The organism is Paenibacillus sp. 2TAF8 (genome assembly GCF_052114825.1).
GTDB lineage: Bacteria > Bacillota > Bacilli > Paenibacillales > Paenibacillaceae > Paenibacillus.
Genome location: NZ_JBFRFN010000018.1, coordinates 66,538 through 79,735 on the forward strand (window position 1 = coordinate 66,538; position 13,198 = coordinate 79,735).

At 46.5% G+C, this 13,198-nt stretch carries 12 protein-coding genes; 3 read left to right on the forward strand and 9 right to left on the reverse strand.

Going from position 1 to position 13,198, the window contains the following annotated elements; all coding sequences use genetic code 11:
• Positions 1 to 14: 14 nt before the first annotated feature.
• The 3 genes from AB4Z30_RS22545 to AB4Z30_RS22555 form a co-directional block, all read right to left on the reverse strand.
• The gene (locus AB4Z30_RS22545; RefSeq protein WP_186809556.1) at positions 15 to 1,001 is read right to left on the reverse strand and encodes an ABC transporter permease; all 987 of its coding nucleotides are present in this window, start codon (positions 999 to 1,001) and stop codon (positions 15 to 17) included.
• A 181-nt stretch (positions 1,002 to 1,182) separates the two neighbouring features.
• Positions 1,183 to 2,796 carry a response regulator transcription factor gene (locus tag AB4Z30_RS22550; RefSeq protein WP_441929701.1) on the reverse strand — a complete coding sequence of 538 codons (1,614 nt, stop codon included), beginning with the start codon at positions 2,794 to 2,796 and terminating at the stop codon, positions 1,183 to 1,185.
• Positions 2,771 to 4,564 carry a histidine kinase gene (locus AB4Z30_RS22555; protein WP_441929702.1) on the reverse strand — a complete coding sequence of 598 codons (1,794 nt, stop codon included), beginning with the start codon at positions 4,562 to 4,564 and terminating at the stop codon, positions 2,771 to 2,773. The genes AB4Z30_RS22550 and AB4Z30_RS22555 overlap by 26 nt, the downstream gene beginning before the upstream one ends.
• A 298-nt stretch (positions 4,565 to 4,862) precedes the next feature.
• On the opposite strand from AB4Z30_RS22555, the gene AB4Z30_RS22560 reads away from it, so the two are divergent.
• Positions 4,863 to 6,281 (forward strand): hypothetical protein, encoded by a 1,419-nt coding sequence (locus tag AB4Z30_RS22560; RefSeq protein WP_441929738.1) that lies wholly within the window; start codon positions 4,863 to 4,865, stop codon positions 6,279 to 6,281.
• On the opposite strand, the gene AB4Z30_RS22565 is transcribed toward AB4Z30_RS22560, so the two are convergent.
• The 4 genes from AB4Z30_RS22565 to AB4Z30_RS22580 form a co-directional block, all read right to left on the reverse strand.
• Complete coding sequence (locus AB4Z30_RS22565; RefSeq protein WP_441929703.1) at positions 6,278 to 6,886, reverse strand: DUF4269 domain-containing protein; 609 nt, start codon at positions 6,884 to 6,886, stop codon at positions 6,278 to 6,280. The two genes, AB4Z30_RS22560 and AB4Z30_RS22565, sit on opposite strands and share 4 nt — an antisense overlap.
• Positions 6,883 to 7,095, reverse strand: a complete 213-nt coding sequence (locus AB4Z30_RS22570; protein WP_441929704.1) for a YwbE family protein — start codon at positions 7,093 to 7,095, stop codon at positions 6,883 to 6,885. Before AB4Z30_RS22570 ends, AB4Z30_RS22565 begins: the two co-directional genes overlap by 4 nt.
• 309 nt (positions 7,096 to 7,404) lie before the next feature.
• Positions 7,405 to 8,184, reverse strand: coding sequence for a polysaccharide deacetylase family protein (locus AB4Z30_RS22575; RefSeq protein WP_441929705.1), 780 nt, complete (start codon positions 8,182 to 8,184; stop codon positions 7,405 to 7,407).
• Between the two features lie 89 nt (positions 8,185 to 8,273).
• On the reverse strand, positions 8,274 to 10,304 hold the full coding sequence (locus AB4Z30_RS22580; protein ID WP_441929706.1) for a Na+/H+ antiporter: 2,031 nt from the start codon (positions 10,302 to 10,304) through the stop codon (positions 8,274 to 8,276).
• Positions 10,305 to 10,512: 208 nt separating this feature from the next.
• Here AB4Z30_RS22580 and AB4Z30_RS22585 point away from each other — a divergent pair, with 208 nt between their 5' ends.
• Positions 10,513 to 10,812 carry a hypothetical protein gene (locus AB4Z30_RS22585; protein ID WP_441929707.1) on the forward strand — a complete coding sequence of 100 codons (300 nt, stop codon included), beginning with the start codon at positions 10,513 to 10,515 and terminating at the stop codon, positions 10,810 to 10,812.
• A 95-nt stretch (positions 10,813 to 10,907) separates the two neighbouring features.
• Here the strand turns inward: AB4Z30_RS22585 and AB4Z30_RS22590 are convergent, their stop codons facing one another.
• Complete coding sequence (locus AB4Z30_RS22590) at positions 10,908 to 11,390, reverse strand: MarR family winged helix-turn-helix transcriptional regulator (protein WP_441929708.1); 483 nt, start codon at positions 11,388 to 11,390, stop codon at positions 10,908 to 10,910.
• A gap of 286 nt (positions 11,391 to 11,676) precedes the next feature.
• Between AB4Z30_RS22590 and AB4Z30_RS22595 the strand changes: the two genes are divergently transcribed.
• Entirely contained in the window at positions 11,677 to 12,807 is a 1,131-nt protein-coding gene (locus AB4Z30_RS22595) for an FAD-dependent monooxygenase (protein ID WP_441929709.1), read from the forward strand.
• Positions 12,808 to 12,889: 82 nt separating this feature from the next.
• Here the strand turns inward: AB4Z30_RS22595 and AB4Z30_RS22600 are convergent, their stop codons facing one another.
• Positions 12,890 to 13,123 (reverse strand): hypothetical protein, encoded by a 234-nt coding sequence (locus tag AB4Z30_RS22600; RefSeq protein WP_441929710.1) that lies wholly within the window; start codon positions 13,121 to 13,123, stop codon positions 12,890 to 12,892.
• Positions 13,124 to 13,198 lie beyond the last annotated feature (75 nt).

A 13,198-nucleotide genomic window follows, 5' to 3' on the forward strand; every position in this document is an offset into this window, starting at 1 on the left:
TGACTTGCCTCCTCTCAAAATAATGCATTATCTTTGTCGATCCGTCTGACGATAGTGTTGGACACCAGCACCAGTACAAATCCGACAATCGCTTGATATAGACCTGCCGCAGATGACATCCCGATGTCTCCACCTATGAGGAATGTCCGATATACATACGTATCAAGTACGTTGGTTACAGGGAACAGCGCGCCTGATTCCAGCGGAACCTGATAGAACAAGCTGAAGTCTGCATAGAAGATACGACCAATCTGAAGCAGTGTCATAATGACAATCAACGGGATCAAGAATGGAATGGTGATAAAGCGAATCTGATGCCACTTGGATGCACCATCCAGCACAGCCGCTTCATAATATTCTTCGTCAATTCCCACTACAGCGGCCAGATAAATGACGGCATAATAACCGATATTTTTCCATGTATTCACAAGCGGCAGGATGTACGGCCAATACTTCGGTTCAGAGTACCAGTCAATCGGTTGCCCTCCGAACATTTGCAGTATCGTCGAGTTCATAAATCCCGAGTCCTTGCCGAGGAAAGCCAAAACGAGATAACTAACTACGATCATCGATAGAAAATAAGGTAGCAACATCAGCGACTGATACAGTTTGGACATCGCTTTGTTTTTAACCTCATTAAGCAAAATGGCGAGTCCTACACCGACAGTAAGATTGAGTGCAATAAACACGGTGTTGTATGCAAGGGTGTTTCGCGTAATCTCCCATGCATCGCTAGTGGAGAACAGGTATTTAAAATTATCCCACCCGCTCCACGGGCTTCCCCATATTCCATCCGCGTAGTTTACATTTTTGAATGCGATCAGAACGCCGAACATCGGCATATAATTGTTTACCAGCAAAAACAGAATGCCTGGCAAAAACATCAGGTAAAGCACCTTGTACTTGCCAAGATTGTACAACACGGACTTGCGCTTTCGAACCGTGCCTTCCGGTATCTCCGATATCCGTACGCCCTTACCCGCTTGGGGTTGTGTCTTCATAACGTGTTCTCCCTCACTCCTCTTGAATTCTTCCTCAGGATGAAGCTCCGTGCGCCTCCTGTGGTTCAAGTATACGGCGGGGCGATCAAGTCCTCTATCTGCTGTGGTGACCTATTCAGTTATCAAATTATGACTTTCATCCCATAAAAAACAAACAAAAAGCGCAGCATGCTGCGCCTGATTACACGGTTCTGGATTGTTTGCGAAACTCCTGCGGCGTAATGCCGGTGCATTTTTTGAACATTTTCGTAAAATGAGAGTAGTTATAATATCCGACTTTACCCGCGATATCCGTCACCTTGACGGTGGATTGAGACAGAAGCGTTTTCGCCATAGCTACTCTGCGTTGAAGAATGAATTCGGACAGGGACATTCCCTTCTCTTTACGGAACAACCGGGACAGATAAGCCGGGTTAAATCCGGCAAAAGCAGCCAGTTCCTCGCGCATCAGCTCTTCACCAATATGGTTCTCAATGTAGATACATAACTGATCCACAATCGACATCGGATTATGATCGTCCGGGTACAATATCGGAATGACGCGATCAATGAGATCAAGTGTCCACTGTTTTAACTGCGGCAATGACCTTGTAACCACCGTTTCTTCCGGTTCTCGTTCTCCCGGGTACAAGCTGCGGATGGACACATTTTTCTGATGCAGCAGTGGGTAGACAACGTGCAGCATGGCATGGAAGTAGAGGCGCAGTATCTCTGGAGATAAGCCCTCCTGGGCAGCAAGCAACTCGAAGATTTCATCCACGCGTTCCCGCAAATCTTCTACTTTACCTGTTTCAAAAAGGATAGACAGCTCCGAGAACCATGGAATAGGCAAAAACCGGTCTTCTTGACCCCGATCTCGCTCATCGTAAACAAAAACCTCTTCCAGCTCTTTAATGTTGCGCCGCTCCATATCCATGAGATCATTTAACATACCTTGCAGTTCGATTACAGATACAGGTGCACCGACATAACAGGACAAACGGCAATAGAAGTATGTGCCACACTCCTGAATATAACGCTGGCAGCGCTGTTCCGCTTCACTTGCAGCAAGGATAACGCCATCTTGTTCGTAAGCGAGCACAATATTTAACCCGCTGTGATCCTGAAACACCTCACCTGGCTTATCGCCGAGCAGTATTTCTCTGGCTGCATTGCGCAGAGCATATTCCAGCACCTCTTCATCGCGCAGATTAAATTCACGCACCCACTCTTCAACGGAAATTACGATGGGCAGTACACGCACCTCGGGATCAATCTCTGCACCGTATAGTTCAGCCAGTTGCTGTAGTCGCTGTGGTGTGAGGGTGCTTCTCTGGGACACCGCATCTTTCCAAAATCGTTCCGTCAGTAAAGGTTTATGTGTTTTCCACCGGTTGTATACGGTTTCGTAAACTTCGTTGGTGCGGGTGCGCTGCTCTCCGTCGCTGATCTTCTCCAATGCCCGTGTAACGACTTTGAGGAGTTGGTCAGCGGGAGCAGGTTTCAACAGATAATCAAAGCTGTTCAGTTTGATGGCGGTCTGGGCATAATCGAACAACGCATGACCTGTCAGAAAAATCGTCAGGATGCCGGGGTCATGCTTCAATACCCAGCTCTGCAGGTCGAGTCCCGTTTCCCCGGGCATTTCGATATCACAAATCAAAATGTCGATGGCATGGGTTCGAATGACTTGCCTTGCTTCCTCGACATCACATGCTCCGAATACCTGATCTATACCGGTCGCCTTCCAGTCTACCCCTTCCAGCATAGCCTGCAAGGCATACACTTCATCATCCACGATTAACAGGTTCCGCATGACTTCCCCCTTCTTGCTCTTCGGTCTGAGCAGGCAGATATATGTTTACTGCAGCGCCTCCGTCTATCCTATTTTCAAACATTATCCTGGCCTCCGGGCCATACTTCACTAGCAACCGATGGGCAACATTCCATATTCCGATATGCTGCCCCCCGGGATCTTTGGCATATTCCCCCCGTTGCAGTTGCTCCAGCAGCACTAATTCGAATCCTACACCATTGTCCATAATTTGAAGCTGGAGCATGCCACCTCCGGCCTGACTGCCCGATGCTTCCTTCAGGCGGGCCGTAATCCGAATTACAAATGACTGCATTCTGCGTTGAAAACCATGGATAATTGCATTTTCAACAAAAGGCTGAATTGTCAGCGGCGGCAGAACATATTGCCCCACGTCCTCGCCAATATCGAGTTCAAAATCGAGCTTGCTCGGGAACCTCAGCTTCTGAATCTCAAGATAATGCCGAATGTGCTCTATCTCTTCATCCAGAGTAATCACACGTTTGCCGGCTCTTAAGCTAGATCTGAAATAATCCGCCAGATGACCTGCCATCTGCTGCACGAGTTCATGTTTTTGCAGGGAGGCTAAGCTGTGAATAATATTCAGAGAATTCAGGTAAAAGTGAGGATTAATCTGCATCTGCAATTGCTTGAATTCTGCTTCCCGTGTCCGCAGCTGCTCCTCATACACATCAATCTTCAGATGCTGAATCTCTTGAATCATCTGATTGAAGCTGCGTGTCACAAACTCCAATTCAGACGAAGATGGCGCATCCAGCGTCACATCCAGTTCCCCTCGGCTAACCCTTCTCATTCCCCGAATCAGAGCGTTCATCGGACGAAACAGAAGCTGTCGCAGAAAAAAAAGGGACGTGATCAAAATAACGGCTGCTCCGATCGGAAGCAGTCTGATGATCTGCTGGAAAAACGGCAGATTACGCATCATATCTTCCTCTGGCAATAACACGACATAGTTCATCTCCGACATTGCGGAAGGAATGCCAACCATCAAATATTGACGAGCCGCGCTCCCCCGTTCGGAGATCACCTGATACGGACTTTCCAAACCGGTCAAATGATCCGCTACCAACCTGATTTGTCCGGTATTCAATGTAGAATCCGATAATGCTCTGCCATCAGGTGTAACGATAACCGCACCGCCTCTGTCCCCCGATTCAGCAAACTGTTGCGAATCATTCAGCGCATTCATATCAACCAGCGCTCCGGCATAGAACTGCTGATTAATCCGTACCGTTTTCACAAGCGCATTAAAAGATCCTCCGCGAACAATGCTCCATTCCGGCTTCTGAATATCCCCCTCCAGTTGCCGCAACTGGGCAGGCATATTGCGCTGTACCACCGATTTTTTAATATCATAATTACCTGCGGTCGCCAGCAACAGGTCATCATTCACCGCATCATACAGATAAAATGAATCGATGAGATTGTAAAATCCGATATCGGTCATAAATTTGTTCATAATACGCTGCTTGGCAATGGTGTAGTCTCCACTTCCGTATTGAAGAAAAAACAGGGAGATTATATCAGGGTCACGCTCGCCCAAGCTGTATAAATATCGATTGGTTTCCTGTAATACACGCTCATTCTGTTCCACGTTTTTGGCCAGATGATTCATATTGGTAAGGGATACCTTGTCACGCACGACCTTCATGGCGTACACGTTGTTGTAGTACAACAGCATAAATAGCGGCAGCATGATTAGCGTGAGTCCCACAATAAATTTAAAGCGCAATGAACGGATCAAGTTCATACATTAACGTCCTTTTGATTCAGGCTGAGCTGAATTTTCTAATTTCTCCCTTAAGATGGCATGTATATTGTAATCACCTCGGTTTGACGTTGTCTATCAGGTCCGGTGACCCTAGGATGTGCGTTCTTGTGACTTGATATAGTCATATGCTCTGTCGTGTGAGGCTTCGTTTCACTCATATAATTCTCTGAATGTAAAAAAAATCCTGCTCGCCTCCCTCCACGAACACCTAGGGCTGACATGCATAGGATATAGCACTCCCAGGATCGATGACCAGGGATACAGGGAGGCTGTTATGATGATAAATATTCAACTCATCCCGTTGCATTATGTCTATTTGGCTTTTATTATCTTGATTATCGCCGTCATGGTTCGTCGCAAAGACACAACGATCATCTGTGTCGCAGGCATTATGACCATCGGACTTCTGGCAACAGAAACGTTAAGTGGCTCCGTCACCGGGGTTTTCAACAGCTTTATCTACGCAACAAAGGAATTGTTAAGTACAATCTTTATCATTTCAATTATCGTTGCGATGAGTCGTGTTCTGATCCGAACAGGTATTAATGAAGTCATGGTCACACCGCTCACCCGATTTATTCGTACGCCTCAAGCTGCATACTGGGGCATTGGACTCATCATGATGGTCGTATCTTTATTTTTCTGGCCCTCTCCTGCAGTAGCCTTGATTGGAGCAGTACTTTTACCCGTAGCCGTTCGGGTAGGATTACCTCCAATTGGAGCTGCCATCGCGATGAACCTGTTCGGGCATGGCATCGCCTTGTCAGGGGATTACATTATTCAAGGTGCTCCCAAACTTACTGCCGACGCAGCAGGTATACCGGTTACGTCAGTGATGGCTGCCAGTGTTCCTCTCGTCGTCGTCATGGGCACGGTATCTACCCTTACCGCCTTCTGGATGCTTCGCAAAGAAATGAAATCCAATCAATGGAAGGAACAGGAGCTTGAGCAACCACAATCACCTGCGTCTGAGTTTCAGTCAGAACCCAATTCCCCTGTACCCGTCCCAACAATGCCTTTTCGTCTTAGAAAAACTTTCGCTGTACTCATTCCGTTGTTATTCGCACTGGATGTCGTACTGATGTTTGTGCTGAACCTGCAGGGCGGGGATGCAACGGCACTAATCGGGGGAACCGCTGTCGTTATTCTGATTGCTGTTTCCATTGCCGCACACCGCCATAACGGATCAGAGGAAACGACTAATTATCTTATCGAAGGATTCCAGTTCGGATTCAAAGTATTTGGTCCGGTCATTCCGATTGCCGCATTCTTTTATCTCGGTGATGCTGCCATAACGGAGTTGTTTGCAAACCCTTTGCCTGAGGGATCACACGGAATCGTCAATGATCTTGGCGTTGCGCTTGCGGGGATTGTACCTATGAATGGAACAGTTGGGGCAATTACAATGACCGTCACTGGAGCTGTGACGGGCCTCGATGGCTCAGGCTTTTCGGGAATTTCCCTCGTGGGCTCCATTGCTACCATGTTTGCAGGTTCAGCACACTCGGCGCCGGTACTTACCGCCCTGGGCCAAGTAGCTGCCATCTGGGTTGGAGGCGGAACGTTGATTCCGTGGGCGCTAATTCCGGCAGCCGCCATATGCGGGGTCAGCCCGTTTGAGCTGGCACGGCGTAATCTGAAACCGGTTATACTCGGATTAACGGTAACTACAATTGTAGCGATCTTTCTCATCTAAAATGTGACGCGTGACCTGGCAAAGTTCCATAGTTCCTGCTCCTTCAGCTCAGCCAGATCGCGCATCGCTATATAAGGATTGCCTTCCAGCCCAAGTACATGGGCAAAAGCTGGCTCTGTTTTCAATCCTGCTTGTTTCAATCTGCGAATCTTGCGGTGCCCCGCCTCTCCCCATAATTGTAACAAACTCCATTCCACTTGCATGTGAAGGTAAGCATTTTGCTGATCAATAGGCACCGATTGGGCAAATATTTCAACAGGCCATGACCCCAATTTCAGTTCACATGTAACATATGCTTTCTGATCTGAATCGCCAACTCCGTACATCCACTGTATTCTGCCGTTAAGCGCAATAACCTCCAGTTGACTTCTCATCGCTGCTTGAAAAGCATCCAGGTCGTGCACATAACACAGCACGTCCAGGTCACTGTCAGGAAGATCAACATCAATCGGTACCGTTCCCGCAGGGTACACGAAGTAAGGAGCAAGCATAGCTAGCAGTCTGCTATCCTGCAAAACACGGCAAGCATCTTGCTGACGTTGATTACCAGTCGACAGATGTGTCATCACTTTATCTGTAGTATTGAGCCTGCCCTTCATACTCATTGCGATGGATTGCCTGCGGATATCACTTGTTTCACTCGTCCCACTTGACCATTCGTTAATCGTACTTTGATGCCATGGGGATGTGAAGGAGATTTGGTTAACAAATCCTTGACGATTCCTCTCGTCAGTTTGCCTGAGGATTGATCTTGTTTCAGTACGATATCAACCTCTAGGCCAGGTCTGATGTCAGCTCGCTTTTGTCCATTCAATTCATTCACCTTCTCTAATGTTATATTCGGGTCTAATCTAAAGACTTAATCTATTGTAGACGTTTCGACTGTAAAACAAAAGCGTGTGACTGTTCTCCGAAACGCTTGCTGCATCTTCACCAAGCCCCAATGTACCTACATGAAAAATTTCATGCCAAACAACCGCAGACCATGATTAGTTCAGGAGTCCTGCGGTTGTTTGTAATTTGTAATATACACATAAATTTATGCGCTCTTGCTTTCAGCTCAGTTTGCCGCCAACTGGCAAGGATGTCTTGCTGATCATCTTTACTGAGACTTGTCCTGTCTCTATGGTAAAGAGGACGACATCCCATCCTTGGCAGCTTCACGAGCTTTAACAGCAAGAAGTTCGGATACGGTAACAAACTGAAACCCTTGCTCCTGCAGTTTAGGCAAAATCGTACGCAATGCATCAATCGTATGGGATTTGCTCTCTACTTTGTCATGAAACAAAACGATATCTCCATTACGTGCATTATTAAGTACTTTCTTCGTAATGGCTGAAACACCTGGTAAAGCCCAGTCCCGGGTATCTTGATGCCAAGACCATAATACGATGGTGTACCCCTTTTGCTTAGCCGCCTGAATCACCATATCGTTGTAATACCCCCCAGGAGGTCTGAACAACGATGGGCGCTGCGCACCTGCACTTACAATTGAAGCCTCTGCTGCTTCCATGTCTTTCATATATTTGTCCGCTTTTGTTGAGCGAACGGCATACGTGTGTGCAAATGTATGATTTGCGATCTCATGCCCTTCTAGCTGCTCCTGCCTGACAATGTCAGGAAATTTCTCTGCCCATTTCCCGAGTACGAAAAAAGTTCCCTTTGCATGGTACTGTTTGAGCAAAGCTAAAATTTGCGGTGTCTGAACAGGGTCTGGTCCATCATCAAAAGTCAGGGCGATCAATTTGTCCTGCGTGGGAACTTCCCACACGATCTCGCCCCGTTCTTCATAATACTGACGATTCTTCTGCACCGGCTTGGCGTACACTGAACTTGTCGAACTGCTAAGTATCATTCCGGTCAGCATGAACAATGCGATGAATCGGGTGGCTTTCAGGGTCATATCGTATCCTCACTTTGATTTTCATACGTCAAACTCTCCGTTAGCATTGCCCGATTCATGTGAACTCATGAATGATCGATTAATAAGGATTAATCATTTTTCAGAGCTGTTGCTTCTACATCATTGATATAACGACGTAATTTGGCCGCAACATCGCGTGTAATCTCCCCGTTCTCATATAATTGCTGCACTGTATTTCGCTGTTCCTGAATGGCTACCATTTGAAGTTCCAATTTATCCTGATTAAACGGATCTTCAGTCGTCTTATCCTGATTCCAAGCACGCAGTTTCGCTATGACCCGTTCATATTTAGAGATGACCGAGAGGGCCGCCACACGATTGGTGTCATTCATCTGTGCCCGGATAGCCTTGATCGCTGCCTGGGATGTACGCAGCTTTACTTTGCGGAACAGTTCTGCATTTTCAAGCATAAAGGGCTGTTCTGGTTTGCTGGAACGGTTGGTGAATAATTGACTGAGCATTCGTCCGATTTCATTAAGCGACGCCAGTAGCTGGGTGTTCGTCCGGTTGGAGAGCATCATCTCCTTGCGATCCAGCCAGTTATCACATTTGAAAGCCGCTTCGGGGCCAAGGGCATTTTCGTCCATCATCACTTCAATTTCTCTGCGCTCCGCCCGAGTAGCGATCAAATTGATCGCTGTTTCCTGTTTCTGCAATACTTTACGATTATCTATGCTAAGTTGCCCTGTTACCTGTTTGATATATTTGGACAGGTCGGATACAACGGCCAGTGCAGCGGCTTTATTTTCTTCGTTCATCTCGGATTTGACCGCTCGAATGGCGGCATTCAGCATAATGTCTTGTGCTTTCCGTTCAGACTTATGTGGTGTGTTTTCCTCGGAGGATTTTCCATCGTCCTTGGCTAACACAGGTAACAACACACTCGCAGCAACCAAAGAGAACAAAATGACGCCAGCTGCCAGAAAAATAATCAAATCTCGCTCGGGAAACGGTGAACCATCCTGTAGAACAAATGGAATTGAAAATGCTCCAGCCAACGTTACCGCACCTCTGACTCCCGATAAGGAGAGGATAGTCATTTCCTTGAAGCGAGGTTTGCCAATAGTGGACTTGGGACGCAGCCATTCATTAACTTGCCAGAACAAATAAATCCACAGGAAACGAAGTAGAACAAGTAGTACTGAGATCAGCAATACATACCCCAACACTTCGAAGTTATTAAATGACACGTTCACAAAGATCTTACTCAGCACATCCGGAACCTGCACACCTAGAATAACAAACACCAGGCCGTTCAAAATAAATAAAATAACAGACCATGTGCTCGCAGATACCACCTGCATCTTAATTTGAACCGATTCGGCCCGGTCACGTTCAATCGCATGAATGATCCCGCCTGCAACGACCGCCAGAATGCCGGAGACCCCAATCTCTTCGCTCACCAGATAGATCACAAATGGAGTCAGAATCTGAAGCAGCATATGTATCGTTACATCTTCCATACCCAGTCTGCGGATCCACATGCCCACTCGGATGAACAGGAAGGACATTAATGCACCTGCGAGCAGACCTCCTGCAGCGATTATAATGAAACTAACCGTTGCTTGGGCAAGTGAAAAAACACCCGTAACCGTCGCCGCGATGGCAAATTTAAATGCGACCAGCCCCGAAGCGTCATTCATTAACGCTTCGCCTTCAAGAAGTCTATGTATACTTTTGGGCAGATGCACACGTCCAGCCATAGCACCTACAGCCACTGCATCTGTCGGAGACAGAATGGCCGCAAGTGCAAATGCGGCAGGCAGTGGAATGGTCGGGATCAGCCAGTGTATGGCATATCCGGCAACAGCAACCGTAACAAATACCAGCCCGAGCGCGAGCAGAAGAATTGGCGCTCTAAGATTCCATAGCTCGTTTCTCGGTGTTCTTTTCCCATCGTTATACAGTAAAGGAGCGATAAATAGCACAAAAAACAATTCTGGATTCAGTGGCAGATGCACGCCAGCTGGCAGTAAAGCAACACCTACCCCCAGTGCAATCTGAATAAGCGGAATGGGGATAAAAGGTACGAACCGGTTCAGCACGTTAGATAAACCGATCAGTCCCAGCAATACAAGTACCGCGATGAATAGTTCCATGTTGACAACCCTTTCCGCTTTATAAGTCGCAAATCGTTCATGATGCCTTATTTTATCAAAAGCATAGTTGTTTATAACAAAGTTTTCATATTCATTTACCCAATTCAATGGAGCTGATACGCATCGTGCCAAAACATTTTTGATCGAGTTCATATATAAGATGTACAATATGTGAAAGACATACTCTGTTAGAAAGGAACGTTCAACTATGGCTTTTGGCATTAAACGGCAAGAACTTGCAGTATGGAAAGAACGTGTCGCTCGCGGGGAGATTGCCTATCTCACTCATTTCTGGATCGATTCCAGATTTCCTGGCATCACCAGTGTTACCAAAGTAGGCTGCGCCGACCTGAATCGCCTGGAAAAATGGTGCAACGAACACGGTTTAGACCCACGTTACATTCATCGGAGACAACCCTTCCCCCATTTCGACTTAATGGGCAGCAGACAGAAAGATATTCTTATCCAGGAAGGCCTGACCGATCATGTATCCCGCTTTCATCTATAAGCACTGCTGTAACACGTAAAACGCCAGTCTTCACAAATTCATGCCCGGTAGTGGGACGAATAGATGAGGACTGACGTCTTCAGGTGTCATATGCATTAACGGTACGTCTGCTCGAAAGATTTCATATCTTCCAGCAGCTTCATTTCTATTTTCTTGAGCATGCCCAGCATTAACTGCTGCTCCTCCTCCGTCAGTGCTTGTAACAATTCCCAAGTCATACGACCGCGGTTGGCATTCAATGATCTGGTTAATTGCTCTCCCTCTTCGGTTAAGGATAACCACACGATTCTGCGATCTTCCTCGCTGCGTTCCCGTTGAATGAGGTTCTCGCTTTCCAGTTGATTAAGCACAATGGTTGTGGCTCCGGATGACAGACTGAGCTGACGTGCTACATCAACAGCCATGCAGCGCTTTTCACGTAAAATCATACCTAATATATGGATTTTCGTTGGATTCAGTTTGCAGTTCGTTTCCGACTTTTGCTGCTGATCCAATACTTTATTTTTATATCTGAAGAAGGCCTCCATCAATTGATCAACGTTTGCCAATTGCGAGTTTCGCTCCGTATTCGGGCTCATATCCGTTCCTCCTGCCTTTCATCATAACCTGCCTTATATTGTAACATATTTACACACATTTGGTTGTGAAAAAAACGAGGTTTCCTGGTTAGCAACTGGATTCAACTCTTTGTAATAATAAAAAATTTGAATTTGGCCTATTGTATATAAGGAACACTTTGTTTATAATAACGTATATCCTTTAAGTTACTTTTAGTTACTTAATGATTTAAATAAATTTGTTATCATAAAGTAAACAATTGTCATCCATATATCTCTACCATTATATAGCAAGGGAATAATGCACATGAAATCGATGAAACCTCAAACGAGCGATATCAGTCATACAGATGTATGTATCGTCGGGGCAGGGCCGGGAGGCGCCTTGCTTTCATATCTGCTGAACCGGAAAGGCATCTCCACATTACTCATTGAGCGACAGCCTCATCTGCATAAATCGTTCCGTGGAGAACTGCTGAATGCAGACGGCGAAGCTGTTTTGAACAAACACGGATTATATTCCCACATTCAAGAGCAGGGCTTATTGCATCTGGAGCAGATTCAATATTGGGAAGAAGGAAACATCATCCATACCATTAATCCCGATCCAAGCAAAGGGGAGCATCATGTTGGCGTGCACGTACCACAAGATCATCTTCTCGAAGCGATTACGTCCCAGACTGAAGCGCTAAGCCCGTTATATCAGGTTCGCTTTAATACAGTCATGACCGGTTTGCTTCGGGACAAGAGTGGTCGTGTTGCTGGCATTAACGTGCGCCAAAATGGTGTTCCTGCCTCCATCCGAGCATCGGTCGTTATTGGTGCTGACGGCAGATATTCAGCAGTTCGCAAACATGCCGGTCTTGTACCCGAGATACGCAAGCACGGGTATGATCTGTTATGGGCACGCATCCCTGCACCCTCAGGATGGGAACCTGCGGTTCGCATGGCAAGCATGGATGGTCAGCAGCTCGCGTTATTTTCACAATACGGCGGTTATGTACAGATTGGATGGAACATTCCCGAAGGAGGATATACCCAGCTCCGTAAACAGCCCTTTGCTCCTTTTGTAGGTAAACTGGTAGCCGCCTTCCCTTGTCTTGCCGATTCTGTCGCCGCAAATATTAAGGACTGGAGTGACTTCGTTTTGCTGTCCGTTGAGAGCAGTTATAGCCCCAAGTGGACCGATGACAATGTCGTGCTTATTGGGGATGCTGCTCATACGATGACGCCAACAGGAGCGTTTGGCTTGAATGCTGCGTTAGAGGATGCCGATACTCTCTCTGAGCTACTCTTGCAATTGGCAGAGGACGAGTTCAAATCTACCGATGTGCTGCAGCAGTTGCAAGCCATTCGCGGCTCCAAAGTACAGCAACAGTTGTCACGCCAAGTGGAGATGGAGTCCTCTTTTCAGCAGCGTTATGAATCCTTCCGGTAATTAAAGATCAGGATGCACAGTATAGGTTTAAACCAAGTGAAGAAGCCATGTTAGTCCCTTACGGGCTATCATGGCTTCAGACTTATCTATGAGGTTTACCTTGCTCTGCAGGCTTATCGAGAACAGCTTGATCGGGATGTGGCTCACCATACTTCGTGTTGGACGACAGGTTCGCCTGATCATATACGGCTTTTTCCAGACTATCGATTCGACGAAACAACTTTTTACCCTTACGGATAACATAAACGATAAAAATAACCATCAGAATCATAATCAATAGAAATATGAAGATTCCGGGAAAAAACACAAAAGACATTGTGTGTACATCCTCCTCTCATGTTACATATTTCAATGTTGTCGGAATGTACAATCGTATACTACTCTACGTAGG